26 protein-coding genes are annotated in these 26,322 nt (G+C 74.0%); 10 read left to right on the plus strand and 16 right to left on the minus strand.

Annotation, left to right across the window (positions count from 1 at the left end; all coding sequences use genetic code 11):
• Window positions 1-12 precede the first annotated feature (12 nt).
• The 3 genes from RM445_RS17605 to RM445_RS17615 are packed head-to-tail and all read left to right on the plus strand — an operon-like array spanning window position 13 to window position 3,357.
• Complete coding sequence (locus RM445_RS17605) at window positions 13-462, plus strand: helix-turn-helix transcriptional regulator (protein WP_311557611.1); 450 nt, start codon at window positions 13-15, stop codon at window positions 460-462.
• A 5-nt stretch (window positions 463-467) separates the two neighbouring features.
• Complete coding sequence (locus RM445_RS17610; protein WP_311557613.1) at window positions 468-890, plus strand: VOC family protein; 423 nt, start codon at window positions 468-470, stop codon at window positions 888-890.
• A gap of 34 nt (window positions 891-924) precedes the next feature.
• Window positions 925-3,357, plus strand: a complete 2,433-nt coding sequence (locus RM445_RS17615; RefSeq protein WP_311557615.1) for an excinuclease ABC subunit UvrA — start codon at window positions 925-927, stop codon at window positions 3,355-3,357.
• A 160-nt stretch (window positions 3,358-3,517) separates the two neighbouring features.
• On the opposite strand, the gene RM445_RS17620 is transcribed toward RM445_RS17615, so the two are convergent.
• The 5 genes from RM445_RS17620 to RM445_RS17640 all read right to left on the minus strand — a co-directional run bounded on the left by RM445_RS17620 (window position 3,518) and on the right by RM445_RS17640 (window position 6,733).
• Window positions 3,518-4,072: an ester cyclase gene (locus RM445_RS17620; RefSeq protein ID WP_311557617.1), complete on the minus strand. Its 555-nt coding sequence runs from the start codon at window positions 4,070-4,072 to the stop codon at window positions 3,518-3,520.
• 252 nt (window positions 4,073-4,324) lie between these two features.
• Window positions 4,325-4,717 (minus strand): hypothetical protein, encoded by a 393-nt coding sequence (locus tag RM445_RS17625; RefSeq protein WP_311557618.1) that lies wholly within the window; start codon window positions 4,715-4,717, stop codon window positions 4,325-4,327.
• The gene (locus tag RM445_RS17630) at window positions 4,714-4,911 is read right to left on the minus strand and encodes a hypothetical protein (protein ID WP_311557620.1); all 198 of its coding nucleotides are present in this window, start codon (window positions 4,909-4,911) and stop codon (window positions 4,714-4,716) included. The genes RM445_RS17625 and RM445_RS17630 overlap by 4 nt, the downstream gene beginning before the upstream one ends.
• 114 nt (window positions 4,912-5,025) lie before the next feature.
• Window positions 5,026-6,078: an L-glyceraldehyde 3-phosphate reductase gene (mgrA, locus tag RM445_RS17635; protein WP_311557621.1), complete on the minus strand. Its 1,053-nt coding sequence runs from the start codon at window positions 6,076-6,078 to the stop codon at window positions 5,026-5,028.
• Between the two features lie 55 nt (window positions 6,079-6,133).
• Window positions 6,134-6,733, minus strand: a complete 600-nt coding sequence (locus RM445_RS17640; protein ID WP_311557623.1) for a DUF4232 domain-containing protein — start codon at window positions 6,731-6,733, stop codon at window positions 6,134-6,136.
• Between the two features lie 89 nt (window positions 6,734-6,822).
• On the opposite strand from RM445_RS17640, the gene RM445_RS17645 reads away from it, so the two are divergent.
• The gene (locus RM445_RS17645) at window positions 6,823-7,395 is read left to right on the plus strand and encodes a PadR family transcriptional regulator (RefSeq protein WP_311557624.1); all 573 of its coding nucleotides are present in this window, start codon (window positions 6,823-6,825) and stop codon (window positions 7,393-7,395) included.
• Between the two features lie 5 nt (window positions 7,396-7,400).
• Here RM445_RS17645 and RM445_RS17650 read toward each other — a convergent pair whose 3' ends face one another.
• Window positions 7,401-9,362 carry a VWA domain-containing protein gene (locus RM445_RS17650; protein ID WP_311557626.1) on the minus strand — a complete coding sequence of 654 codons (1,962 nt, stop codon included), beginning with the start codon at window positions 9,360-9,362 and terminating at the stop codon, window positions 7,401-7,403.
• 27 nt (window positions 9,363-9,389) lie between these two features.
• The gene (locus RM445_RS17655; RefSeq protein WP_311557628.1) at window positions 9,390-11,090 is read right to left on the minus strand and encodes a YncE family protein; all 1,701 of its coding nucleotides are present in this window, start codon (window positions 11,088-11,090) and stop codon (window positions 9,390-9,392) included.
• 62 nt (window positions 11,091-11,152) lie between these two features.
• Between RM445_RS17655 and RM445_RS17660 the strand changes: the two genes are divergently transcribed.
• Entirely contained in the window at window positions 11,153-11,605 is a 453-nt protein-coding gene (locus tag RM445_RS17660) for a DUF6069 family protein (protein ID WP_311557629.1), read from the plus strand.
• A gap of 45 nt (window positions 11,606-11,650) precedes the next feature.
• Here RM445_RS17660 and RM445_RS17665 read toward each other — a convergent pair whose 3' ends face one another.
• Entirely contained in the window at window positions 11,651-13,051 is a 1,401-nt protein-coding gene (locus tag RM445_RS17665; RefSeq protein ID WP_311557631.1) for an ATP-binding protein, read from the minus strand.
• Between the two features lie 96 nt (window positions 13,052-13,147).
• On the opposite strand from RM445_RS17665, the gene RM445_RS17670 reads away from it, so the two are divergent.
• Window positions 13,148-14,029, plus strand: coding sequence for an NAD-dependent epimerase/dehydratase family protein (locus RM445_RS17670; RefSeq protein WP_311557632.1), 882 nt, complete (start codon window positions 13,148-13,150; stop codon window positions 14,027-14,029).
• A gap of 38 nt (window positions 14,030-14,067) precedes the next feature.
• On the plus strand, window positions 14,068-15,387 hold the full coding sequence (locus RM445_RS17675; protein WP_311557633.1) for an MFS transporter: 1,320 nt from the start codon (window positions 14,068-14,070) through the stop codon (window positions 15,385-15,387).
• On the opposite strand, the gene RM445_RS17680 is transcribed toward RM445_RS17675, so the two are convergent.
• From RM445_RS17680 to RM445_RS17700, 5 genes are all read right to left on the minus strand, one after another.
• Window positions 15,388-16,296, minus strand: a complete 909-nt coding sequence (locus RM445_RS17680; protein ID WP_311557634.1) for an SDR family oxidoreductase — start codon at window positions 16,294-16,296, stop codon at window positions 15,388-15,390. It abuts the gene before it with no gap.
• Window positions 16,297-16,371: 75 nt separating this feature from the next.
• Window positions 16,372-17,268: a M56 family metallopeptidase gene (locus RM445_RS17685; protein ID WP_311557635.1), complete on the minus strand. Its 897-nt coding sequence runs from the start codon at window positions 17,266-17,268 to the stop codon at window positions 16,372-16,374.
• A gap of 41 nt (window positions 17,269-17,309) precedes the next feature.
• Window positions 17,310-17,648, minus strand: a complete 339-nt coding sequence (locus RM445_RS17690) for a BlaI/MecI/CopY family transcriptional regulator (RefSeq protein WP_311557636.1) — start codon at window positions 17,646-17,648, stop codon at window positions 17,310-17,312.
• 51 nt (window positions 17,649-17,699) lie between these two features.
• On the minus strand, window positions 17,700-18,248 hold the full coding sequence (locus RM445_RS17695; RefSeq protein WP_311557637.1) for a L,D-transpeptidase: 549 nt from the start codon (window positions 18,246-18,248) through the stop codon (window positions 17,700-17,702).
• Window positions 18,249-18,351: 103 nt separating this feature from the next.
• Window positions 18,352-18,723 carry a hypothetical protein gene (locus RM445_RS17700; protein ID WP_311557639.1) on the minus strand — a complete coding sequence of 124 codons (372 nt, stop codon included), beginning with the start codon at window positions 18,721-18,723 and terminating at the stop codon, window positions 18,352-18,354.
• Between the two features lie 81 nt (window positions 18,724-18,804).
• On the opposite strand from RM445_RS17700, the gene RM445_RS17705 reads away from it, so the two are divergent.
• A complete protein-coding gene (locus RM445_RS17705; RefSeq protein WP_397469350.1) occupies window positions 18,805-20,262 on the plus strand; it encodes an MFS transporter in 1,458 nt (485 codons plus the stop codon).
• On the opposite strand, the gene RM445_RS17710 is transcribed toward RM445_RS17705, so the two are convergent.
• Window positions 20,259-21,098: an LLM class F420-dependent oxidoreductase gene (locus tag RM445_RS17710; protein ID WP_311557642.1), complete on the minus strand. Its 840-nt coding sequence runs from the start codon at window positions 21,096-21,098 to the stop codon at window positions 20,259-20,261. The genes RM445_RS17705 and RM445_RS17710 overlap by 4 nt on opposite strands.
• Before the next feature lie 184 nt (window positions 21,099-21,282).
• On the opposite strand from RM445_RS17710, the gene RM445_RS17715 reads away from it, so the two are divergent.
• The gene (locus RM445_RS17715) at window positions 21,283-22,839 is read left to right on the plus strand and encodes an FAD-dependent oxidoreductase (protein ID WP_311557644.1); all 1,557 of its coding nucleotides are present in this window, start codon (window positions 21,283-21,285) and stop codon (window positions 22,837-22,839) included.
• A 110-nt stretch (window positions 22,840-22,949) separates the two neighbouring features.
• On the opposite strand, the gene RM445_RS17720 is transcribed toward RM445_RS17715, so the two are convergent.
• Window positions 22,950-23,555: a TetR/AcrR family transcriptional regulator gene (locus RM445_RS17720; protein ID WP_311557646.1), complete on the minus strand. Its 606-nt coding sequence runs from the start codon at window positions 23,553-23,555 to the stop codon at window positions 22,950-22,952.
• A gap of 71 nt (window positions 23,556-23,626) precedes the next feature.
• On the opposite strand from RM445_RS17720, the gene RM445_RS17725 reads away from it, so the two are divergent.
• Window positions 23,627-24,865: an FAD-dependent monooxygenase gene (locus RM445_RS17725; protein WP_311557647.1), complete on the plus strand. Its 1,239-nt coding sequence runs from the start codon at window positions 23,627-23,629 to the stop codon at window positions 24,863-24,865.
• A 98-nt stretch (window positions 24,866-24,963) separates the two neighbouring features.
• On the opposite strand, the gene RM445_RS17730 is transcribed toward RM445_RS17725, so the two are convergent.
• Complete coding sequence (locus tag RM445_RS17730; protein WP_311557648.1) at window positions 24,964-26,292, minus strand: lipopolysaccharide biosynthesis protein; 1,329 nt, start codon at window positions 26,290-26,292, stop codon at window positions 24,964-24,966.
• Between the last annotated feature and the right edge of the window lie 30 nt (window positions 26,293-26,322).

Here is a 26,322-nt window from a genome sequence, read left to right on the forward strand (position 1 = left end):
ACGATCTCGGAGGTGACCGGCAGATCTCCGGAGAGGCAGCGGCTGAGCGACCTCGCGCGGCTGCGCCGGGTCCGCGACCGGATCGACCGGGAGTACGCGCAGCCGCTCGACGTCGAGGCGCTCGCCCGCGGCGCGCACATGTCGGCCGGGCACCTCAGCCGGGAGTTCCGGCTGGCCTACGGCGAGTCGCCGTACTCCTATCTGATGACGCGGCGCATCGAGCGCGCGATGGCGCTGCTGCGCCAGGGCGGCCTGAGCGTCACCGAGGTCTGCTTCGCGGTCGGCTGCTCCTCGCTGGGCACCTTCAGTACCCGCTTCACCGAGCTCGTGGGCGTGCCGCCCAGCGTCTACCGGCGCGACGCCGCGCAGGCGACGGAGGGCATGCCGGCGTGCGTCGCCAAGCAGGTGACCAGACCGGTCAGGAATCGAGAAGCACGGCCCACCGAGCCGCACCTAGCGTGACCGTCATGGACATCACCATTCACAACACCTTCCTCCCGCAGAACGACCCTGAGGCCGCGCTGATTTTCTACCGCGACGTCCTCGGCTTCGAGGTCCGCAAGGACGTCGGGTACGGCGGCATGCGCTGGATCACGGTCGGCCCCACCGACCAGCCTGAGACGTCCATCGTGCTGTACCCGCCGGAGGCCGACCCGGGCGTCACCGACGACGAGCGCCGCACCATCGCCGAGATGATGGCCAAGGGCACCTACGCCCGGATCATCCTGGCCACCAAGGACCTCGACGGAACCTTCGAGCGCCTGCAGGCCGGCTGCCGTGATGGCGGAGCCGAGGTCGTCCAGGAGCCGACCGAGCAGCCGTACGGCGTGCGCGACTGCGCCTTCCGCGACCCCGCGGGCAACCACATCCGCATCAACGAGCTGCGCTGACGCGTCCGGCCACCACCCGAGCGAGGGAGATCCGATGAGCACCGCCACGCGGACGGAGTCGCCGCTGCCGGCGCAGCACGCCGATGTATCGCATCCGGCTGACAGCCACGACCTCATCCGCGTGCTCGGCGCCCGCGTGAACAACCTCAAGGACATCAGCGTCGACATCCCCAAGCGCCGGCTGACGGTGTTCACCGGCGTCTCCGGCTCGGGCAAGAGCTCGCTGGTGTTCGGCACGATCGCCGCCGAGTCGCAGCGGCTGATCAACGAGACCTACAGCGCCTTCGTGCAGGGCTTCATGCCGACGTCGGCCCGGCCGGACGTCGACGTGCTGGACGGTCTGACGACCGCGATCATCGTCGACCAGGAGCGGATGGGCGCCAACCCCCGCTCGACCGTCGGCACCGCCACCGACGCCAACGCGATGCTGCGCATCCTGTTCAGCAGGCTGGGCCGGCCCCACATCGGCTCGTCCCAGGCGTTCTCGTTCAACGTCGCCTCGATCAGCGGCGCGGGTGCCGTCACCCTCGAGCGCGGCGGGCAGAAGGTGAAGGAGCGCCGCGAGTTCAGCATCACCGGCGGCATGTGCCCGCGCTGCGAGGGCATGGGCAGGGTGAACGACATCGACCTGTCCGCGCTCTACGACGAGGACAAGTCGCTCAACGAGGGCCCGTTCACGATCCCCGGCTACAGCATGGAGGGCTGGTACGGGCGCATCTTCATCGGCTCCGGCTTCTTCGACCCGGACAAGCCGATCCGCGACTACACGAAGAAGGAACTGCACGACCTGCTCCACAGGGAGCCGACCAAGATCAAGATCGACAACATCAACCTGACCTACGAAGGTCTGATCCCCAAGATCCAGAAGTCGATGCTGTCGAAGGACATCGACTCGCTGCAGCCGCACGTCCGCGCGTTCGTCGAGCGTGCTGCCACGTTCACCACCTGCCCCGAGTGCGACGGCACCCGGCTCAGCGAGGCCGCCCGCTCGTCGAAGATCGAGGGGATCAGCATCGCCGACGCGTGCGCGATGCAGATCAGCGACCTTGCCGCCTGGGTGCGCGGCCTCGACGAGCCGTCGGTGGCGCCGCTGCTCGCGACCCTGCGCCACACCCTCGACTCGTTCGTGGAGATCGGGCTGGGCTACCTCTCGCTCGACCGGCCGTCGGGCACGCTGTCGGGCGGCGAGGCGCAGCGCACCAAGATGATCCGCCACCTCGGGTCCTCGCTCACCGACGTCACCTACGTCTTCGACGAGCCCACCATCGGGCTGCACCCGCACGACATCGCCCGGATGAACGTCCTGCTGCAGCAGCTGCGCGACAAGGGCAACACGGTGCTCGTCGTGGAGCACAAGCCGGAGGCGATCGCGATCGCCGACCACGTCGTCGACCTCGGCCCCCGCGCCGGGACCGCCGGTGGCGAGGTGGTGTTCGAGGGCACCGTCGAGGCCCTGCGGGCCAGCGGCACGCTCACCGGCCGGCACCTCGACGACCGCGCCGCCCTCAAGCCCTCGGTGCGGGCGGCGTCGGGTGCGCTGGAGGTGCGCGGCGCGGACACCCACAACCTCAGGGGAGTCGACGTCGACATCCCGCTCGGCGTGCTGGTCGTGGTGACGGGCGTGGCGGGCTCGGGCAAGAGCTCGCTGATCCACGGCTCGGTGGCAGGCCGCGATGGCGTGGTGGTGATCGACCAGGGCGCGATCCGCGGCTCGCGCCGGAGCAACCCGGCCACCTACACCGGCCTGCTCGAGCCGATCCGCAAGGCGTTCGCCAAGGCGAACGGCGTGAAGCCGGCGCTGTTCAGCGCGAACTCCGAAGGCGCCTGCCCCACCTGCAACGGCGCCGGCGTGATCTACACGGACCTGGCGATGATGGCGGGGGTCGCCACCACCTGCGAGCTGTGCGAGGGGAAGCGGTTCGACGCCGCGGTGCTGGAGTACCACCTGGGCGGCCCCGAGAATGCCAGAGACATCAGCGAGGTGCTCGCGATGTCGGTGACGGACGCCGAGGCGTTCTTCGGCAGCGGCGACGCGCGTACCCCGGCGGCGCACAAGATCCTCGAGCGGCTCGCCGACGTCGGGCTCGGCTACCTCACCATCGGCCAGCCGCTCACCACGCTGTCCGGCGGCGAGCGGCAGCGGCTCAAGCTGGCGACACGGATGGGGGAGAAGGGCCGTGGTGGATTCCGGTCGGTCTACATCCTCGACGAGCCGACCACCGGCCTGCACCTCGCCGACGTCGAGAACCTGCTCGGCCTGCTCGACCGGCTCGTCGACGGAGGTCTGTCGGTGGTCGTCATCGAGCACCACCAGGCGGTCATGGCGCACGCCGACTGGATCATCGACCTGGGTCCGGGTGCGGGCCACGACGGCGGCCGGATCGTCTTCGAGGGAACACCGGCGGATCTGGTCGCCGATCGCTCGACCCTCACGGGCGAGCACCTCGCGGCCTACGTCGGCGCGTGACTACCGTCGACGGCGTTCTCCGCAGAGATGCCGTCGTCTCCGCAGAGGCCATTGCCTGTGCGAAGTCGCCACCAACCCTGCGACGACGTTGAGCCGATAATCGCCGTTATGACAAGTGTGGCGTGCTGGGGGCTTCCCCGTGGGCCCGCCCGGCGTACTGCTACTTCCCCACCTGCGCCGACGACGCCGCCGCTCCCCCGGCGCCGTGCTTGGCCCGCCGAGTTGCGATGATCATTCGCGCGAGGTAGAGCGGCGAGGGCGGGGTCCAGCCGAGCTGCATGGCGGTGCCGAGGTCGTCCCGGTTCGCCCAGTGCTCGATCACCTTGCCGTCCGCGATCCGGAGCCAGTGGCTCTGGGTGGTGGCGAACCTTCGTCCGGTGGCCGGAAAGGCCTGCGCGGGCCGCCCGTCCGGTCCGTAGGAGACGAACTCGCCGGTGTGGCGGCCGGACATCGTGACGTGGATGACGACGAGGTCGCCGTCCTGCACCACGTCGTGCTCCTCCCACGCCAGGTCGGAGTACGCCCCACGTAGCCAGAGCGCCGTGGCGTAGAACGCCGCCGGACCGCGGCCACGGCTCGCCGGAGGCTCGTCGACGTCCTCACGGTTGCGGGCGGCCGGGTGCACGACCTCCTCGAAGTCGGCGAAGCTGCCCGTCGCCATGATCTGGACGGAGCGGCGCGCGATGGCGCACGGATCAAGATCGGTCTGTGCCATACCCCGTTTTCTACGGCGGTCGTGACGCCCGGACATCGGTAGTCGGCACCCAGATGTCCGCACGGCGGGCTGCGAGGGTGTCGAGAAAGCGGCAGGTAGGGCCGGCCGAGCGGCCCGGTGAACGCGGACCAGGCGGCGGCCAGTGTCGTGGTGTACGTCGAGCTCGCCGCCGGCCACCACCCGTTCCTGTCCCAGCCGGCCGCCGTCCGGGACCTGCTGCTGGGTCTGTGACGGCTCCCGCATGAGCTGCGGCTACGGCAGAACCTCGACCGCGACGTCGGGCGCCAGCGCGAACAGCGGGCCGGGCGTGGCCGTGATGACCGGCCAACTCCGGGCCTGGGCCGACACCACGACCTGACTGAAGTCCAGCGACGCGCGCCCGCCGGCGCGGGCGAGCACCACGGCGGTGGCGCGGGCGGTCTGCGCGTCGAGGGGATCGACGACGACCACGGACAGGTCCAGGAACCCGTCGAGCAGCATCCGGCCCAACGGTGCCGAGCTCGCCCACGCCGCGGCGTACGCGGCGGCGGGTACGGCGAGGGTGATGCCCTCGGCGACGGCGGCCTGGAGCAGGTCGCGGGCGTGCAGGGTGGAGCCGGTGGCCAGCGCGACGACGGCGCCGGTGTCGCCGACCAGTCCCGTCACGCAGTGCGGGCGTGGAGCCCGAGCACCTGGTGGGACCACGCCCGGACGTGCGGGGGGATCGGCTCGCGGCCGGTGTCGAGCGCGGCGAGCAGGCGCAGCGACTGCTCGCGGTTCAGCTTGACCCCGACCGGCGGCAACCCGAGCTCGGCGCGCAGCGCACCGGGATCCGTCGCCGCGGGCTCCTCGGACGTCATACGGGGAGGGTAGCGGCCCGGCGGCCACACGTCACAGGAACCCGGCGGAGAGCCTGCTCGCGCGTCAGAGGCGCGTGGGGAAGGCTGGTATTCGGCCACCTCACCGGCCAAGGCTCACGCCTCCGCCGACCGTGCCCACAGGTTGATCCCGGCGTCGACGGCGTGCTCGTCGATCCGGGCCAGCTCGGCGTCGTCGAATGCCAGGGTGTCCAGCGCGCCCAGGCTGTCGTCAAGCTGGGCGACGCTGCTCGCCCCGATGACCACCGACGTCACCCGCGGGTCGCGCAGCGCCCACGCCAGTGCCATCTGCGCGAGGGTCTGGCCGCGCTCCTTCGCCATCGCGTTCAGCGCGCGGACGTGCTCGATGTTCTTGTCGCTCAACAGGTCCGGCGACAGCGACGACTCGCGCGACGCCCGTGAGCCCTCGGGGATCCCGCCGAGGTACTTGCTCGTCAGCATGCCCTGGGCGAGCGGCGAGAAGGCGATGCAGCCGACGCCCGTCTCCTCCAGCACGTCGAGCAGCTCCTCCTCGATCCAGCGGTTGAGCATCGAGTACGACGGCTGGTGGATCAGCAGGGGTGTACCCAGCTCGTTCAGGATGCGCACGGCCTCGCGGGTGCGGTCCGGGCCGTAGGAGGAGATGCCGGCGTACAGCGCCTTCCCGGAGCGCACGGCCGTGTCGAGCGCCCCCATCGTCTCCTCGAGCGGTGTCGTGGGGTCGAAGCGGTGGCTGTAGAAGATGTCGACGTAGTCGACGCCCATCCGTGCGAGCGACTGGTCCAGGCTGGCGAGGACGTACTTGCGGCCCCCGCCGCCCTGACCGTACGGGCCGGGCCACATGTCGTAGCCGGCCTTGGTCGAGAGGACCAGCTCGTCGCGGAACGGGCGGAAGTCCTGCGCGTAGAGCGTGCCGAAGTTCGCCTCGGCGCTGCCGTAGGGCGGGCCGTAGTTGTTGGCGAGGTCGAAGTGGGTGACGCCGCGGTCGAACGCCCGGCGCAGGGTCGCCCGCTGGGTCTCCAGCGGCCGGTCGTCGCCGAAGTTGTGCCACAGCCCCAGCGAGATCGCCGGGAGGTCCAGGCCGCTGCGCCCGCAGCGGCGGAACGTGGTGCCGGACTCGAAGCCGGCGTAGCGGTCGGGGTCGGGGGCGTAGGGAGGGGGCGTCGCCATGTCCGCCATCCTGGCAGGACTCGCCGCCCCTCGCGGGTCCTGCCGCCTCTGAGTCCTACACCGCGGTGATCGTCCGGACGGAGAGCTGCGGTCCGGGCGGGGTTCCCGCGCAGCCGGTGCCGTCGGCCGCCACGAACAGCGAGGCGGTGTCGCCCGGCGGGTAGACCCGCAGACCGCGCACGCGCGTCGGCTGGCAGACCGCGGCGTCGAAGTTCGCGACCTGCACGAACTGCACCAGGGCCTGTGCCTTCCCGCCGGGCCGCAGCACCACTTCGCCCGCCCGCTCCCCCGTCTCCTGGGCCGCGGGGCCGACCTGGTGGCCGTCGGCGCCCGCCACGTACGACACCCCGGGGAACCCGCGCAGCTCGCACGGGGCAGCTCCGGTGTTGGTGAACACGAGCGGCCGGGTGACCGAACCGGCCGCGGCGTCGCCCTCACCGAGCGCGGCGGACAGCCCGGCGGTGGTGCAGCGCGGCGTGCCGCCGGCGGCCGGCGTCGCGGCCGAGCTCGCGGGGCGGGGCTCGACCGGGGCCGGCGCCGTGACCGTGACCGTCTCGGGGGCCGGGGGCGACGCGGCCGGCGCCCCGCAGCCCGCGGTGACCACACCCAGCCCGACACCCACAGCCACGCCCAGCGCCGCCCACGTCCGGCTCATTGCACCGCTCCTTCGTCCGAAGATCGATCAGCGCACATCGTGGAGTTGTCGGGGGCGGAACGGTGGGCGGCGCGCCCTACCCTGACGGGGTGTCCGCCACGCGGTTGCTGGTGTTGGGGGTCGTGCGGGGCTACGGCCGCGTGCACGGCTACCGCGTCGGCGCGGACCTGCTGTCGTGGGGTGCGGGCGAGTGGGCGAACGTCAAGTGGGGGTCGATCTACCACGCGCTGCGCCAGGCGACCCGTGCCGGACTCCTGCGCGTGCACGACGACGTCCCCGGGCGCACCGACTACGAGCTCACCGAGCGGGGCTTGGCCGAGTTCCGCCGGCTGCTGCGCGACGCCCTGCGCCAGCCCCAGCCCCGGCCGGATCTGATCGGGGCCGCACTCGCGCTCCTGCCCGCCCTCCCCCGCCCCGAGGCACTGGCGCTGCTGCAGGAGCGGCTCGCCGCGTTGGAGCAGCGGCGGGAGAAGGCCCAGGCCCAGCTCGACGGGTGGACCGATCCCCCGCACGTCCGCGAGCTGTTCGGGCTGTGGGAGGCGGGCGCCGCGGCCGGCATCGAGTGGACACGCGGGCTGATCGAACGCCTGACCGACGGCGCCTACCCCATGGCCGGCGAACCGGGCTCGCCCGGACGGCCGGGAAGCTGGAACGTGCCCTGAGGGCGCTACTTGCGCACCCGCAGGTAGTCGGCCACCACCTCGGCCCCCAGCCCGTCCAGCGTCGGCGCCACGACCTTGCCCCCGCACCGCCGCGCCACCGAGTCGACGAACCGCGCCAGGCGCGGGTCGTCGCCGAGCCGGAAGAACGTGAACGACGCACGCAGCCCGGTCAGCCGGTCCACCTCCGCCACCGTGGCCGCCAACGTCTGCGGCGACGGCGGGTAGTCGAACGCGGCATAGCCGTCGGGCTCGAGGTGCGCGGTCGGCTCGCCGTCGGTCACCACCAGCACGACGGGCTGCGCGTCCGGGTTGCGGCGCAGGTGCTGTCCGGCCAGGAGCAGGGCGTGGTGCAGGTTCGTGCCCTGCTCGTAGGCGCCGTCCAGGCCGATCAGCTCGCCGAGCTCGACGTCGCGGGCGTGGCGCCCGAAGGTGATCAGCTTCAGCGCGTCGCCGCGGAACCGGGTGGAGATCAGCTGGTGCAGGGCCAGTGCGGTGCGCTTCATCGGCACCCAGCGCCCGTCCTGCACCATCGACCACGACGTGTCGACGCACAGCGCCACCGCGGCCCGGCTGCGCTGCTCGGTCTCGACGATCTCGACGTCCGTGACGTCCAGCCGCCGGGTGTCGCCGGCGGCGCGGCGCAGCGCGGCGTTGATGAGGGTCCTGGGCACGTGCCAGGCCTCGGTGTCGCCGAACGCCCACGGCCGCGTGGCGCCGGTCGGCTCGCCCGAGGCACCCGAGCGGCGGGTCTCGCGCTCGCCGCGGCGGCTGCCGAGCCGGTCGACGACGTCGCGCAGCGCCGACTCCCCCAGCCTGCGCAGCGCCTTCGGCGACAGCCGCAGCGAGCCGTCGGGCATCCGCTCGAACAGCCCCTGCCGGCGCAACTCGCGCTCCAGCTCCGCGAGCGCGCGGGCGTCGACGCGGGCCTGCTCGCCGAGCTGCGCCTCCAGCGCGTCGAGGTCGATGTCCTCCAGAGTGGCGCCCGGGTAGGACTGCGACAGCTGCTCGGCCAGCGCGTCCAGCCGGCCCAGCTCCTCCATGGCGCGGGTGGCCTCGCCCATGCCGAGCGGGTTGTCGCCCCGGAACCGCCCCGGCGACGTCCAGTCCTCCCCCGGCCGCATGCCCTGCAGCTGGGCGTCGAGCTGGGCCAGCGCCTGGGCCAGCCGGGGGTCGCCGAACGCCTGCTGGGAGAGCTCGGCCAGCTCGGCGCGCTGCTCGGCGCTCATCGAGTTGAGCATCCGCTGCGCGGCCGCGGCGCGCTGGGCCAGCAGGTCGACCAGCTCGTCGGTGTTCTGCGGGTTCTCCGGGAAGAACTCGCCGTGCTTCTGCATGAACTGTTGGAACTGCTCCTGCGTGTCCTGGCCCTGCGCGTGGTTCGCGAGCAGGGAGTTCAGGTCGTCGAGCATCTCGCGGATCTGCTCGACGTCGCCCGGCGTCACGTTCTGCATCGCCTGCTTCATGCCGGCGAAGCGCTGGTCGAGCATCTCGCGGCCGAGCAGGTCGCGGATCTCCTGGTAGGCCTCGCGGCCCTCGGCGGAGCGCCAGTCGTAGGAGTCGAGCTCGCGGACCGCGCCACCGGTGTCCGAGGGGAGCGCGTCGAGCTGCATCTCGCGGAAGCGGGCGTCGTCGGAGTTCTCGTTCGCCAGCGCGGTGCGCTCGGCCTCCAGGGCGCGCTCGAGCAGCTCGCGGACCTCCTGCAGCGTGCCGTCGAGGCGGTTGTCGCGCTGCAGGCGGCTGCGCCGCTGCCACACCTGGCGGGTCAGGTCGTCGAGGCCCCTGATCGGATTCCTGTTGGGGTCGTCCATGCCGCGGCGGAGCAGTTCCTGCAGCGCGGACCGCGGCGAGGAGCCCTCCATGACGTCGCGGCCGATCGCGTCGAGCGCGGCGCGCAGGTCGACGGGCGGGGCGAGGGGGTCGGGTCCGTCGGTGTAGGGGCCGTAGGCGTACCGGCGATCGTGACGGGGCACGTGGGCGAGGCTACGCCCGCGAACGGCCTACTTGACGGTGTCGAGGATCGTCAGGGTCCCGTCCTTGAGGTTCGTGACGTAGGCGCGCCGCCCGTCCGGGGCGACCGCGACGCTGGTGGGGCTGTTCCCGGTCGGCACGGTCGCGGTCACGCGGAACGCCGCGGTGTCGAACACCTGGACGGTGTCGGCGTCGACGGCGACGACGTAGCCGTGCCGCCCGTCGGGAGCGAGGGAGACGTCCTGCGGGTGGGTGCCGGTCGCGACGGTCGCCACCACCGCGGCGCGGGCGGTGTCGGTGACCGAGAGCGTGCTGTCGTCGTAGTTGACGTTGTAGACGTACGGCAGGTCCGGGTGGGCCAGGATGCTGTGCGGACTGACCCCGACCGGCTCGGTGGCGAGTACGCGGTTCGTGGCGGTGTCGATCACGGAGATGACGTTGGACTCGTGGTTGGCGGCGTAGAGCCGGGTGCCGTCGCGGGAGACGTCGACCCAGTGTGGGTTGGGCGCCACGGCGATGGTCGCGACGACGGCCTCGCGGGCGGTGTCGATCACCGAGATCGAGCTGGAGTCGTGGTTGGGGACGTAGACGCGGCTGCCGTCGGGCAGCACGTCCAGCGCGAAGGGTCGCACGCCGACGGGGATCCGCGCGGTGAACCGGGCGGTCGTCGTGTCGAGCACGCCGACCTCGTTCACCGCTCCGTCCTCGGAGTAGATGCTCACGTACGCCCGCGCGCCGTCCGGGGAGAAGGCGACGAACTGCGGTCCGCCGTCGGGCACCGGGATTCGGCCGGTGACGACGTCGCGGGCGGTGTCGAAGATCGTCAACGTGCCCGAGGCCCGGCTGGCGATGTAGGCGTAGGCGCCGTTCGGTGCGAGCTCCATGTAGCCCGGTGCCGGGCCGACGGGGACGGTGGCCGCGACCGTCGGTACGGCCGCGCTGGCCGGGACCGCGAGCGGAGTCGCCACCTCGGGCGCCGCCGGGCGCGCCAGCAGCGTCAGCGCCAGGACGACCCCGGCGGCGGCCACGACGAGCACCGCGAGCAGGGCGGCGATCCGGCCCAGGCGACGCTGCGGCGGCTCGCCGGTCACGGGTCGGGTGGGCGTCGACGGGTCGTCGGGCGGCGTGGTCCGGGGCTGCGTTGCGGCGGACGGGGGCCCGACCGGCAGGGGCTCGGTGAACAGCGGCGCCGGCTCCCGCGTCCGCGCCGCACCCGGAGTGAGATGGAAGCCCGCGGTGTCGAGGGGGCCGCGCGGCTCGACGGGAGCCGGCGCCGCGGCGACGGGCGAGGGGTCCGCAGGCGGTGCCATGTCGTCCGGCGCGGTGTCGTCCGGCGCGGTGTCGTCCGGCGCGGTGTCGTCCGGCGCGGTGTCGTCCGGCGGGGCCTCGCCCGGCGGGATCTCCAGGGCGGCCGATGACCGCTCGCGGTCCTGGGCCGGCACGACGACCGGCGGGTCGTCCCGGTCGTCGCCCGGGCCGACGGCCGTCTCGCCGGAATGCTCCTCGATCCGTATCTGCCCGAGCTCGCGCATCACGCTCCACCACTCCGGTATCCCGCGCGGCGGGACCGGGGAGGTCGCGGCCACCGGAGGGCCGCGGGTCACCGCCGTGGGTGCCCGGCCGGTGCCGGGCGCCGCGACGGTAACGGCCCGATGACGCTGTACCGCCGCGCAGCGCGTCGGGCGGTCCCGTGCGTGCGCCCAGCCGTCCCGAGCCTTGACCTCGAGCATGGTTCACGTCGCAGGCTGGGCGGAGGGTCGCCGATCGGCGGCCCGGTACCGAGGAGGTCACCGTGTCCCCCACGCCGTCCGCAGCCCTCGCCACCACCGGCCTCGTCCGGCCCCCGCGGGTCGTCGCGACCTGGCCGTACGTGTTCCTCACGACCCTCGTCGCCGCCGCCGCGGCGATCGTGACCAGCTGGGTGGTGATGCTCGCCGGGCACGCGGCGGGCGCCTCCTTCGTGCTGGACGACCGGGGCACGCCGCACGTCGTACGAGCCGTCGACGTCGTCGTCGCGATCTGGCCGATGGTCGTCGGGGTGCTGCTCGCCGCGTTGCTCGGCCGCCTCCGGGTCTGGCTGCTGCGGACCGGACAGGCGGTGGGCGGCCTGCTGGCCCTGCTGTCGGTGGCCGGGCCGATGATGGCGGTGACCGACTCCGGCACACGGATCGCGCTGGCCCTGATGCACCTCGTCGTCGGCGTGGCGGCGGTGGCGGCGCTCGAGGCGATCCGCCGGCGCACCTAGCCGGGGCCGGCACCCGTCGCGGGACGGGTGCCGGTCGCCGGGCGGTCAGCCGTAGGTGACGGTCTCGTCGTCGCTCTCGTCCTTGGCGAGCTTGCGGGTGAGGAACAGGTACTCCAGCGCCAACTCCGCCGCGGCGGCCATCGGGCCCGGGTCCTCGGTGCCCGCGGCGTCCAGCCGCCGGGCGACCTCCGTCAGCACCGGCGAGCGCGGCAGGGCGGACACCACCGCCGCGGCCGGCACCCGCTCCCCCGTCCGCACCGGCGACTGCGAGACCGCCTCGGTCAGCGGGGTCAGGTCGAGCCCGCGCAACCGGGCGCGGGCGGTGTCCGCGGTGGCGCGGCGCAGCAGGTGCGTCAGCGTCTCGGTCTCGCGGCCCTCCTCGCCGGAGGCGAACTCCAGCTTGCCGCGCAGCACGGTCGGCACCGACTCGAGGTCGACCGGCCGGGCCGTCGCGTGCGGCTCCCCGGCGAGCGCCGACCGGCGCAGCGCGGCCGCAGCCACGGTCTCGGCGGCGGCGACGGAGAACCGGGCCGACACCCCCGAGCCCTGGTCGACGGCACTCGACTCGCGCAGCGCCCGGGTGAACCGGGCGATGATCTCCAGCAGGAACATCGGCACGGGGGCGACGAGGTCGGCCTCCTGCCCCATCACCGCCAGCTCGTCCGCGAGCTCCAGCGGGTAGTGGGTGCGCACCTCGGCGCCGAAGCGGTCCTTGAGCGGGGTGATGATCCGGCCCCGGTTCGTGTAGTCCTCGGGGTTCGCGCTCGCCACCAGCAGCACGTCCAGCGGCAGCCGCAGCGTGTAGCCGCGGACCTGGATGTCGCGCTCCTCCATGACGTTGAGCAGCGCCACCTGGATCCGCTCGGCGAGGTCGGGCAGCTCGTTGATCGCGACGATGCCCCGGTGCGCCCGCGGCACCAGGCCGAAGTGGATCGTCTCGGGGTCCCCGAGCGAGCGGCCCTCGGCGACCTTCACGGGGTCGACGTCGCCGATGAGGTCGGCGACGGCGGTGTCCGGCGTGGCCAGTTTCTCGGTGTAGCGCTCGCTGCGGTGGCGCCAGTCGACGGGCAGGCCGTCGCCCAGTTCGGTGACCCGTCGGCGGGACGCCGGGGTGATCGGCTCCATCGGGTGTTCGCCGAGCTCGGAACCGGCGATCACTGGCGTCCACTCGTCGAGCAGGCCGGCGAGGGCGCGCAGCAGGCGGGTCTTGCCCTGGCCGCGCTCACCGAGCAGGACGACGTCGTGCCCGGCGAGCAGGGCGCGCTCGAGCTGCGGGAGCACGGTCGACTCGAAGCCGAGGATGCCCGGCCAGGGGTCGGTGCCGGCGCGGAGCGCGGCGAGCAGGTTGTCGCGGATCTCGGCCTTGACGCTGCGGGGGGCGGCGGGCTCCGAGGAGCGGAGCGCGCCGAGGGTGCGGGGAAGGTGCGCGGGGGGTGTGAACGGCACCCGCACCACGCTACGCCGCGATCTCCGGACGGGCGCTCCGATCACGGACGCCGCGCTCATGCGGCGCGACGGCCGAGCGCGGCCCAGGATGGGCGCATGTCGACCGTCGCCGTCACCGGAAGCAGCGGCAAGCTCGGCCGCCACGTCGTCGCGCACCTCGCGGAGCACGGGCACCGGGTGATCGCACTGGACCGCGTCCCCGATCCGAGCTCGTCCGCCCTGCCGAAACCACCGGCCTTCGTCCGGGTCGACCTCACCGACTTCGGGCAGGTGACCGAGGCCCTCACCCACGTCGACGACGTGCACGACGGGATCGACGCCGTGGTGCACCTGGCGGCGATCCCGGCGCCCGGCCTCACCACCAACGCCGCGACGTTCAGCAACAACATCACCGCGACGTACAACGTCTTCGCCGCCGCCCGCCGGGCGGGGATCCGCAGCATCGTGTGGGCGTCCAGCGAGACCGTCCTGGGCCTCCCTTTTGAGACGCCCCCGCCCTACATCCCCGTCGACGAGGAGTACCACCCGCGCCCGGAGAGCACGTACTCGCTGGTCAAGACGCTCGAGGAGGAGATGGCGCGGCAGTTCTGCCGGTGGCAGCCGGACCTGACCATGGTCGGGCTGCGGTTCTCCAACGTCATGGACGAGCGGGACTACGCGCAGTTCCCCGGGTTCGACGCCGATGCGCGGGCGCGCAGCTGGAACCTCTGGGGCTACATCGACGGCCGCGACGGGGCGCAGGCCGTGCGGTTGGCGCTGGAGCACTGCGCCCGCGGGACCGGCGGCGTCGAGGTGTTCGTGATCGCGAACGCGGACACGGTCATGTCGCGGTCCAGCGCCGAGCTGGCCGCCGAGGTGTTCCCGGACGTCCCGGTCACGCGGGCCCTCGGCGAGCACGAGACCCTGCTGTCGATCGAGAAGGCCCGCCGGGTGCTCGGCTACGCCCCGGCGCACAGCTGGCGGGACACCTCCGGCTGACGGGAACGTCCCGCCGCGGCACGGTGTTGCACCAGAGCGTGTTGTCGTCCGGCCGCATCGCGGTCCTCCTCGGGCTGCTGTTCGGCCTCGCCGGCTCCAGTACGTCGGCGGTGACGGTCGCGCTGCCCGAGATGGCGGCGGACCTCGGCGTCACCGCGTCGACGGCGGCGTGGGCGATCAGCGGCTACACCGTGGCGCTGGCCGTCGCGACCGCGACCCACGGCCGCCTGGGCGACATGCTCGGCATCCGGCTGCCGCTGTGCGTCGGCGTGGCGACGATGGGCGTCGGCGCGGTGGCCGCCGCGCTGGCCCCGTCCTTCCCGGTCCTGATCGGTGCGCGGGTGCTGCAGGGCGTCGGCGCCGCCTCCGTCCCGGTACTGGCCACCGCGCTGGTCAGCGCCCGGTGGAGCGGCACGGAGCAGGCGTCGGCCCTGGGGCGCATCGCCGGGGTCGCGGCGACGCTGAGCGCTTTCGGGCCGCTCGCGGGTGGCGCGTTGGAGGCTGCCGGGGGCTGGCGCTGGTCGGTGGCGCTGCCGGTCGTCGGGACCCTGGCGCTGCCCCTGCTGTGGCGCGCGGCCCCGGCCGGGGGCAGCGGTGAGCGCATCGACCTGCCGGGAGCGGTGTTCGTCGCGATGGCCGCCACCGGTCTGGTGCTGCTCATCCAGTCGCCGTCGGCGGGTGTCGTGACCGCCGCGGTCGGCGCCGTGCTGCTGGTCGTCGGCGTGCCGGCGGTCGCCGCCCGCGTCCGGGCCCGCCCGGACGGGTTCCTTCCCCGCGAGATCATCACCAACGGCACCGTGCTGCGCAGCGCCTTCGCCACGGCCGCGGTGCCGGCGAGCTGGTTCGCGCTGCTGCTGGGGGTGCCGCTGGCCGCGGCGTCGTGGGGTTGGACGCCGCTGGCCACGGGTCTGCTGCTGGTTCCGTCGGCGGTGATCGGGTTCGTCTCGCCCCGCATCGCACGAGCCCTGATCGGCCGGCTCGGGCCGCGACGCGCGATCGCGGTGGCGTGCCCGACCGCGGTCGTCGCACTGCTCGTCGCCGCGCTCGGCGGGGCGACCGAGTCACCCGTGCTGCTGGCGGTGGCCGTCGCGCTCGTGACCGCGGCCTTCGGGGTGGGCCAGCCGGCGATGATCGCCTCCGTCGGTGCCGCCGTGTCGCCGGCCCGGCGAGGCGTCGCGCTGGGGGTCGCGACGCTGGTGTTCCTGACCGGCGCGAGTGTGGGCGCGGCCCTGGTCGGCGGGCTCGCCGAGGTCGTCGGGGTCCCGGTGGCGTTCTGCCTGCTCGTGGCCCTGCCTGTGGCCGGGGTCGCCACGCTGCTGATCGGCGGGCGGGGCGCCCCCGGCCCCGCGACGGCGTGATCAGGTGATGGGCGTGCCGCCCGTCGCCCCGAGCACCTGGGCGGTCATGTACCCCGACTCCCCCGAGGCCAGGAACACGTAGAACGGCGCGAGCTCGGCGGGCTGCGCCGCCCGGCCCAGCGGCGTCTGCGCGCCGAAGTCGCCGAGCTGCTCGCCCGGGATCGTGGCCGGGATCAGCGGCGTCCAGACCGGGCCCGGCGCCACCGAGTTGACCCGGATCCCCTTCTCGGCGAGCTGGGCGGCCAGCCCCTTGGTGAAGGTGACGATGCCGCCCTTCGTGGTGGCGTAGTCGAGCAGGTGCGGCGAGGGGTTGAACGCCTGCACCGACGACGAGGTGATGATGCTGCCGCCCGGCGGGATGTGCGGGATCGCCGCCTGACACAGCCAGAACAGCGCGTACAGGTTGGTCTTGAACACGCGGTCGAGCTGCGCGGTGCTGATGTCCTCGATGCCGCCCGGGGCGGCCATCTGGTGCGCGGCGTTGCTGACGAGCACGTCGATGCGCCCGAAGGCGTCGACGGCCCGCTGCACGACGGCGCGGCAGTCGGCCTCCTCGACCAGGTCGCCGGGCACCGCGACGGCGGTCCGGCCGGCCTCCTCGACGAGCCGGACGGTCTCCTGCCCGTCCTTCTCCTCGTCCGGCAGGTAGGAGATCAGCACGTCCGCGCCCTCACGGGCGAAGGCCAGCGCGACGGCGCGCCCGATCCCGGAATCCCCACCGGTGATCACGGCCTTGCGGCCCTCGAGCCGGCCGGAGCCGCGGTAGGTCTTCTCCCCGTGGTCGGGACGGACGTCCATGTCGTCGGTGAGGCCCGGGTGCTCGACCTCCTTCTCGCCGCTGCCCGGCGAGGGGTAGCGGGTGGTGGGGTCCTCGGCGCTGAACTGGTCGCCGCTCGCCTTCTCGGGCACGTTGCGTCCTCTCCTGGTGGCGTACGAGAGGCGGGTTCCCACCGGGGACGTCCGGAACCACCCGCGCCGTGGTCGTCAGGTGACGAGCAGCGCGACGGGAGGCAACGCGACCAGGACGGCGGCGGCCACCCGGACCAGCGCCCAGACCGGGCCCGGCAACGGTGCGGGAGGTGTCGTGATCCGGGCGAGCCGCCGGTCGAGGGCGGTGACGAACGAGCCGAGCGCCGCCGCCGGAGCCGCGCCGCCGACTGTGCGCAGCGCGCACGCCAGCTCGGCCGGCTGCGTGTGCGCGGCGGCGACGTCGTCCGCCCGCATCTCGATGAGCGCGGCCACCGCGACCTGGGCGCGGACCATCCCCTGCACGAAGGGGGCCGTCGCCCCCCACGCGACGAAGGGCAGCACCACGAGGTCGTGGCGTTCCCGCAGGTGGGCGCGCTCGTGAGCGAGCACGGCGACGACCTGGCCGGGGTCGAGCGCCTCGAGGGTGCCGACCGACAGCACGAGGCGGGAGCGCCTGCCGGGCAGGCAGTACGCCACCGGGGTGGCGTGATCGAGCACGTGGGCGCCGGGCACGGCGGGCCACGGCGTGGCGAGCACGTCGAGCAGGTCGCAGTGGCGGCGGCGGGCCCGCAGGGTGCGCGACGTCGTCGCGGCCATCACGCCGAGGAGCCAGCAGGCCAGGCCGAGTCCGACGGCGAGCGCGAGGAGGTGGTCGTTGCCGATCGCGAGCACCGCCGCGGGACTCACGGCGAGCACGGCGAGCGCACTCCACAGGTCCGGCCCGAGCGGGGCCAGGCCGTACACGGTGCCCGCGCCGACCAGCGCGAGCCCACCGGCGAGCCCGACCGCCTGCCACACCAGCAACGCCCCGACGGGGTCCCGTGCGGGCCAGCGGGCGGCCGCCAGGGCGCGGCTGACCGGTTCGGCGAGTGCCACGCCGATCACCAGCAGCCCCACCGCCGCGATCTCCACGACGTCGATGCTGCCAGAACGCGGGCCCGGCGCAGGCTGTACTAACCGAGCAGGTCGCGCAGCCGGGCGCGCTCCTCCGGCGGGATGGAGCCGACGAAGCGGGCGAGCGCGGCGCTCCGGTCGCCCGCGGCGTCCAACGCCACGTTCATCAGCTCGGCGACGTGGTCCTCGCGGCTGCCGACGGCGCGGTAGCGGTGGGCCCGCCCGTCGCGCTCGCGGGTGACGAGGCCCTTGCGCTCCAGCCGCCCGAGGACGGTCAGCACCGTGGTGGTGGCGGGGTTCGTGGTGAGCCCCTCCTGGACGTCGCGGGCCGTCAGGGAACCCGGCGCCGCCCACAGGCGGTGCATGACCGCGCGCTCCAGCTCGCCAAGGTTCGGCACGACGACGATTCTACCGCGCGCCGCCGACGCTTCTACGTCGCGTAGTAGTGCTCATACGATCTGGACGGGGTCGCCGACCTGCAGGAAACCGAAGAACGCCCGGGCGTCCTCCGCGTCGAGCTTGACGCAGCCCGCCGAGAACGTGGCCGGGTTGCCCTCGTGGAAGGCGATGCCGCCGTCGGCGAAGAACACCGACCACGGCATCTGCACGAGGTACTCCCGGCTGGTGTAGGTCTCGGCCTTCCACTGGACCTTGAAGTTCCCGCGGGGCGTGGGGGTCTCCGTGTCGCCGTGGGTGATGGGCACCGGGCCGCGGACGACCTTGCCGTTGTCGAGCAACCATGCGGTGTTCGCGGCGAGCTCGACGCACGCCCGGACCGTCGGGAGGCACGGCGGCAGCTCGGGGACCGGCACGCCCTGGTCGCGGGCGAACTCGTCCGGGTCCGCCGGCAGCAGCGACGTGTCCGGCAGCGACCCCGTGACGGACCCCAACGGGGTTCCGGCCAGCGGTGGTGCGGCGGCCGCGACGCCGGCGAGCACGACGCCCGCGACGAGGACCACGACCGCGGCGACCGCAGCGCGGAGCCCGCGAGGACCCATCCTTCCCCGGTATGGCATATGTGCGCTCCCCTTCCTCTCGACAGGCAAACGAGCCATGCCGCGGGTGGGCGACGCACGCGACCCGATCGGGTGAACAACCTTGCTAGGGCCAGCTGCCGCCGGTGTTCGGCGGCTGGTCGACGATCGCGACGCACCGCTCCCGCGCCTGCCCGGCGACCCAGTCCGGGGGCAGAGCGTCACCCTGGGTGCGGGCCTGCGCGACCAGGTCGGCGAGCGCGTCGGCCTGCGCCCCGGTGAGGCCGCGTTCCTGGTAGTCGAAACCCTGGTCCGGCGCGCCACGCAGGTCTTGCTCCGCCCAGTAGGTGAGCTGCTGGGCGCAGGCGGTGACGGGATCGGGCCGGGGCGGGGTGTTCCGCGTGGTCGGCGCGGCCGGCTGTGGTGCGGCAGTGGTGCCGCAACCCGTGAGGAGCAGGGCGAGCACGACGCCCGCATAGATCGTCCGGTCGGCCGGCACTTCGGCATTCTGGCAGGCTGGCGCGGTCGGTGACCCGGGAGGCACGTGGTGAGCGAAGCGATCGGGCCCGTCGGCCTGCGGATGGGCACGCCCGCCGCGCGGTGGGTGCTGCTCACGACCGTGCTCGGCTCGGGTGTGGTCATGCTCGACGGCACGGTGGTCAACGTGGCGCTGGAGCGCATCGGCACGGACCTCGGTGCGAGCTTCGGCGGCCTGCAGTGGACCGTCAACGCCTACACCCTCACCCTCGCCTCGCTGATCCTGCTCGGGGGCTCGCTGGGCGACCGCTACGGGCGGCGCCGCGTGTTCGTGACCGGGGTCGTGTGGTTCGCGGTGGCGTCGCTGCTCTGCGGGCTGGCGCCGAACCTGGAGCTGCTGATCGCGGGCCGCGCGCTGCAGGGCGTGGGCGGGGCGCTGCTGACGCCGGGCAGCCTGGCGCTGATCTCCGCGTCGTTCCGTGGACCGGACCGGGCGGCCGCCGTCGGCGCGTGGTCCGGGCTCGGCGGGATCGCGGGCGCGGTCGGGCCCTTCCTCGGCGGCTGGCTGGTGGAGTGGTCCTGGCGGGCGGTCTTCCTGATCAACCTTCCGCTCGCGACGCTGGTGGTCGTGGTCGCGCTCCGGCACGTGCCCGAGTCGCGCGACCCCGACGCCGCGCCGGGGCTGGACGTTCCCGGCACGGTGCTGGCCGCCGCTGCGCTGGCGGCGCTGACCTGGTCGCTGACCGCGCTCGGCGCCGACGGCGCGGCGCCGGTGCCGCTGGTGGTGCTGGCGGCCGGGCTGGCCGCGCTCGCCGCCTTCGTCGCCGTCGAGCACCGGTCGCCGCATCCGCTCGTGCCGCCGCGGCTGTTCGCCGACCGGGAGTTCACCGCGGCGAACATCGCGACGCTGCTGGTGTACGGGGCGCTCGGCGTGGTGTTCCTGCTGCTGGTGCTGCACCTGCAGGTGGTGGCGGGCTTCAGCCCGACCTTCGCCGGGGCCGCGCTGCTGCCGGTGACAGTGATCATGCTGGTGTTCTCCGCCCGCGCCGGTGCGCTCGCGCAGCGGATCGGGCCGCGCCTGCCGATGACGGTGGGGCCGCTGGTCAGCGCCGCCGGGCTGCTCCTGCTCCGGCGGATCGGGCCCGGCGCGAGCTGGCTGGCCGACGTGGTCCCCGGCGTCGCCGTCTTCGGGGCCGGCTTGGCACTGACCGTGGCGCCGCTGACCGCCACCGTGCTCGCCTCGGCGCCGGACCGGTTCGTCGGCGCCGCGTCGGGGGTGAACAACGCGGTGGCCCGGGCGGCCGGGCTGCTGTCGGTGGCGCTGGTGCCCGGGCTGGCCGGCATCGGGGGCGCCGACTACGCCGACCCGGCGACGTTCGCCGCCGGGTATCAGATGGCGATGCTCATCGCCACCGGCTTGCTGGTCGTCGCGGGCGTGGTGTCGTTCCTGCTCATCCGGCGGCCGATGAGCACCGCGACGAGCGAGCGCCTCCCGGTGGAGCGGTGTCACCACTGCGGGACGTCGGCCCCGCAGGTGCACCCCGCGGAGAGCTCGGCCTAACCGAGCTCGAGGGCCTCGGCCAGCGCGCGCAGGCCCGGCAGCGGGTCGGCGCCCGGTGCGGTGAGCAGCTGGATGCACACGTGGTCCGCGCCCGCGTCGAGATGGGCGGTGACCCCGGCGGCGACGGTCGCGGGATCGCCGTGCAGGGCGAGCGCGTCGATCAGCGCGTCGCTGCCGCCGTCGGCGATGTCGGCGTCGGTCCAGCCCAGCCGCTTCAGGTTGCTCGTGTAGTTGCGCAGGTGCAGGTAGGGCTGGTCGACGGCGGGCCGGCCGAGCGCGCGGGCCGCGACCGGGTCGGTGTCGAGCACCACCTTCTGCTCGGGAGCGAGCAGCGGGCCGTCGCCGAGGATCTCGCGGGCGTACCGGGTGTGCTCCGGCGTGGTGAGGTACGGGTGCGCGCCCGCGGTGCGCTCGGCGGCCAGCGCCAGCACCTTCGGGCCGAGCGCGGCCAGCGCGCGGTCCTCGACGGGCACGCCCTCGGCGTCGAGGACGTCGAGGTAGTCGACGATCGTGTCGTAGGGACTGCGGTACTCCTGGGTGGCCTCGGGGTGGCCGATGCCGACGCCGAGCAGGAAACGGCCGGGATGGGTCGCCGCGACCCGGTGGTGCGACGCGGCGACCTCCGTGGCGGGCGCGGACCACATGTTCACGATGCCGGTGGCGACGGCGAGGCGGCTGGTGGCGTCGAGCAGCTCCTCGGCGAGGAACAGGTCGGCGGGTGGGGACCCGCCGATCCAGATGGCGCCGTAGCCGAGGGCCTCGACCTCCTTCGCCAGGCGAGGGGTGAGCTGATCCCGACGCCGCCAGATCCCGATGCGGCCCAGTTCGACGGTCATGTGGGCGGCAACCTCCCGGGCGTGCTGCGCATTCCGGCCGCCGGCTCGGCCACCGGATGTAGCGAAAGCGGCTTCGGGTGCACTGAGCGCACCGAACGCCGCTTTCGCTACATCCGTTCTGGCGTTGCCGCGCGCGGGGCAGGTGGGAGCGCGGGGCCGCGGCGGCACACCTAGGCTCGACGGCGTGCTCGGCTCCCCTTCGCTGACCTCCCGCGCCGCGCCGCTGCGGATGCGTCCGCGCGTCGTCGTCGCCGCAGATCCGCGCCTGCCGCGCGCGGTCCCGGACGGCACCGAGGCCGTCGTCGTCGGCGGGGGGATCGCCGGGGTCAGCGCGGCGGTCGTGCTGGCGGAGCGGGGGGTCGCCGTCACCCTGCTCGAAGCCGCCCCCACGCTCGGCGGGCGGCTCGGGGCGTGGCCGCACACGCTGCCCGACGGCACGGACCAGGTCGTCGAGCACGGCTTCCACGCGTTCTTCCGGCACTACTACACCTGGCGCGACGTGCTGCGCCGAATCGACCCGGAGCTGGGCTTCCTGCGGCCGGTCGGGGGCTACCCGGTGCTGTCGCGCACGTGGGCGCCCGAAGACCTGACGGGGCTGCCGGCGGCGCCGCCGCTGAACCTGCTCGCGCTGTTCGCCCGCTCCCCCAGCCTCGGCCTGCGCGACCTGCTCGGCTCCGACACCGGGCTCGCCTCCGAGCTGCTGGCGTACGACCGGGAGCGGACCACCGCCCTGTTCGACGACATGCCGGCCGCGGAGTTCCTCGCGGGGCTCGGCATGTCGGACCGGGCACAGGCGATGCTGTTCGAGGCCTTCGCCCGCTCGTTCTTCGCGCAGCCGGGGGCGCTGTCGGCAGGCGAACTGGTCGCGATGTTCCACTACTACTTCCTCGGCAACCCCGAGGGCATCGGCTTCGACGCGCCCGACACCGACTACCTGACCTGCATCTGGGCCCCGTTCGCGGCGTACCTGGACAAGCACGGCGCGACGGTGCACACCGCCCGGCCGGCCCGCGCGATCGTCCCCGCGGAGGGGCACCGCTGGCGGGTCGAGACCGACGACGGGCCGTTGACCACGCGGCATCTCGTGCTCGCCACCGAGCCCGGCTCCCTGCGCGACCTGTTCGCCGCCTCACCGGACGCCGCCGCTGCCGCCCCACGGCTGGCGGCGAAGGCCGCGCAGGTCGCGGTCGCACCACCGTTCGCCGTGACCCGGATGTGGCTGGACCGCGACGTCGCGCCCGAGCGGCCCACGTTCAGCGCGATCAGCCGGGAGCCGACGCTCGACTCCGTCACCGTCTACTCGCGCCTGGAACGGCCGTCGGCGCAGTGGGCGGAGCACACCGGCGGCGCGGTCGTCGAGCTGCACTCCTACGCCTGCACCGCCCCGGACGTCGACACGGCCACCGCCCGCATGCGCGCCGAGCTGGCGGCGCTGTGGCCGGAGACCGCCGACGCGCAGGTCGTCCACCTGCAGCAGCGGATGGAGGCGACGGCGCCCACGTTCCCGCCGGGGGGCGCCGGGAGCAGGCCGTTGCCCTCCGGCGAGGCCCGCGGGATCCGCGTGGCCGGCGACTACGTCGAGACGCCGTTCCTCACCGGGCTGATGGAGCGGGCGTCGGCATCCGGGGTGCTGGCGGCGAACGACGTGCTCGGCGAGGTCGGCTCAGGCCCCGAACCGATCCGCGCCGTCCCCCAACGCGGCCTGCTCGCCGGTCTGGTGCGCACCCGCCCGCCCCGCTGACGCCCAACCGACCCCGGCGAGTTGCGCGTTCCTGCTCGGCGAGTCTTGCGTTCGTGCACGCGAGTCTTGCGTTTCGGCACACGAGTTCTGCGTTGTTGTCCACCGCGCGCTCAGGCCTCCGCCGACGAGCCCGCTGCGAGCCCGGGCACGCCGTGGACCACCTGTTCGAGAGCCGGCCGTAGCCACGCCGCCAGCGCCTCGGGGTCGTGCGGGCCACGGACCAGAGCGGTGTAGACCAGCCCGTCGAGCACCGCCGCCAGCTGCGCCGACGCCGTCTCGGGTTCGACGGCACCGACCATCGCCAGGAGCGCCGCCCCACGCCGTCGGATCGTGTCGCCGCCGGCGATCAGGTCGTCGCGCAGCGCCGGATCGCGGACGGCGGCGAGGCTCAACTCGTAACGGACCAGTGTGCGCCACCGCTCGGTGGTCGCCATCCGCACACCGACAGCCGTGAGAACCGCGGCAAGGGCCCCGGGCACGTCGGGTCCTGCGGTCAGGAGCGCAGCCTCGACGTCCGGCACGTCCTCCGCGAGATCCCACTCCAGCAACCGCTGCACGCACCCGGCGACGAGGGCCGCGCGGCTGCGGAAGTAGTACGACGTACTTCCCGACGGGAGCCCGGCCGCGGCGTCGACGGCGCGATGCGTGAGCCCTCGCATCCCCTGCTCGGCGAGCACCGCCAAGGCGCCGTCGAGGATCGTGCTCCGTCGATCCATGTCACTCCTCTACGTCTGTAGAGGAATTGGTGCTAGCCTGCCTCTACAAACGTAGAGCCTAAGGGGCGCTCATGGACGTGGTGGTGGTCGGGGCCGGACTGGGTGGGCTCGCCGCAGCGGTGGCTCTGCACCGATCAGGCCATGTGGTCACGGTGCTCGAGCGGGGCGCGGAGCTCCGCGAGACGGGCGCCGGGATCGGGCTCATGCCCAACGGCGTGCGCGCCCTCGACGCCCTCGGCTTCGGTGACCCTGTGCGCGAACGCGCCTCGCCGCTCCCGGTGGGCGGAGGCCTGCGCGACCGCGCCGGGCGGCCGCTCCTCACCGTCGACCAGGCGGCGATCCACGCCCGGGCGGGTGCGCCCCTCGTCGTGGTGGACCGCACCTGGCTGCACCGGCTGCTCGCCGCCGCGCTGCCCTCCGGCGTCGTGCGCACCGGCACGACCGCCGACGCCGTGCACGACGACGGCCGGCGGATCCGCCTCGCCACGCGATCCACGAGGGGTGATCGTGTGGCGCAGCGGGTGGGCGGCCCGCGAACGGAGCACCACACGTGCGACGACCCGACCGGTGCTCCGTTCGCTGACCTCATGGCCGATCTGGTCGTGGTTGCCGACGGCGCCGGTAGCCGGCTGCGCACCGCGCTCTTCCCCGGCCATCCCGGACTGGAGGGTTCCGGCGAGTACGCAGCCCGCGCTCTCGTTCCGGCGGGGCCCGGCCTCGAGCCGGTGGCGGGCGAGTTGCTCGACCACCGGACCGGCGAGCGGTTCGGCTGCATGCTCCTCGCCGACGGCCGCACCTACTGGTACGCCACCTGGGCGGCCACCCGCACGGTCCCTAGCGAACCCGTCGCCCGGCTGGACATGCTGCGCGCCCACTACGCCGACTGGCATCCCACCGTCCCCGCGCTCCTGGCGGCCACCGATCCGGCGGCCGTGCACGTGGCCGAGACGGTTCGGCTGGTCACACCGCTGCCCGCACTGGCGGTCGGGCGCGTGGCCCTGCTCGGCGACGCCGCGCACGCCATGACTCCGGACCTCGGGCAGGGCGGCTGCCAGGCGTTCGAGGACGCCGTCGCGCTCGGGAACGTGCTCGCCTGCGCCGACGATGTCCCCAGGGCGCTGGCGCGCTACGACGCGCTGCGTCGGCCACGCACCACCGCGCTGCAGCGGCAGGCCCGGCAGATGAACCGCCTGCTCCGACTGCACGGCCCGGCAGGCCGGCTGCGCGACGCGGTGCTCCGCGCGGTGCCGCAGGGGCTCGCGACCCCGGCGCTCGCCCGGCAGTTCGCGTTCGACGCCGCGCAGTCCTGAGACACAGGAGCGACGCACCGAGCACCAACGCAAGACTCGCGTACAGGAACGCAAGACCCGCCCACCGGGGTACCGCGATGGGCCGGGGCACGGGCCGGTCAGGCCGTGCGGGTCCGGTGCTCGCGCGTCAGCAGAACCGCGGCGCCGAGCGTCTGCACGACCAGCCACGCCAGGGCCACTCCGGTGATCCCCAGCACCGGCATCAGCAGCCAGGCCGACACCAGCACCGCCACCGCCAGCGATCCGGGGACGAGCACCAGGACCCGCATCCGCTGCTGCACCCGCGCCTGCGCCACCGTCGACGCGGTGATCACCTGGGGGATCGCCGACAGCGCGGCCAGGGCCAGCGCCCACGCCCCCTGCCGGGCGTAGTGCTCGCCGAACAACCACAGCACCGGGTACGCGCCCACCGACAGCACCACCGCGGCGGGCACCACCAGCGTCAGGGACCGGCGCACCATGGCCCGGCGGGCGGCCGCGGCCTGCGCCGGATCGCCGGCCGTGTGGGCGATCATCGACTGGCCCATGCCGGACGGGATGAGGTAGAGCGAGATCGTGATCGTCCAGACGATCCCGTACACCGCGGCGTCGTCGGCGCCGAGGCGGGCCAGCACCAGGGCCGGGAGCCCGTTCATCGCGATCTGCCACAGCGTCGCGCCCGCGTAGTCGCTGCGCACGAACCGGGCGATTGCCCTGGGCCGAATCGGCTCGACCGGATCGCCGACGGCCTGCTGCGGGATCGCCCGCAGCAGCAGCCACGCGTTCACGGCCAGCACGATCAGGACCGTCGCCACCAGCCACGAGACGGCGATCCCGAAGACGTACGACAACCCCACCGCCGCCGCGAGGAACCCCATCTTCAGCAGGGCGAACACGAGGTTCTCGACCGGCACGACCGCCGCGCGCTTCAGCGCGGTGAGCAGGTAGTCCTGCATCGTGAAGATCGCCCACACCGGGGTGGCGATCGCGAAGAACACGAGCAGCGGGACGTACCCGACCGTCTCCACCATCTCCGGGGCCCAGCGGGGCGCGCCCGCCGCGTAGCCCAGCCCCACCAGCGCCGCGACCACCGAAGCCACCGCGTAGCAGGCCAGCATCAACCGCCGGGTCTGCCGCCCGGCCACGGGACCGAACCGCAGCAGCGCCTGGGTCAGGTTGAGGTGCGCGATGCCGCCGAGCAGCTGCATCGTCGAGAGCGCCACGGAGTTGACGCCCACGGTCGCCGGTGCGAACAGCCGCGCGGCGACCACCCAGTACAGCAGCCCGACCGCCGAGGTCAGCCCCGAGCTGAGCACCAGCGCGAGGCCGTCGCGGGCGACCGGGTTGATCCTTGCCACATTCATACGGCCGGAGAGCCCCGACGGGGAGAACCGCGCCAACCGACCGGCGCGGCCCGCGGGGGGCACCACCTTCTCGTCCACCCGCACCCGGGCACCCTATCGCCGGGGGCTGCGCCC

Origin of the sequence: Pseudonocardia charpentierae (assembly GCF_031845345.1) — a bacterium.
In the GTDB taxonomy this organism is placed as follows: Bacteria; Actinomycetota; Actinomycetes; order Mycobacteriales; family Pseudonocardiaceae; genus Pseudonocardia; species Pseudonocardia charpentierae.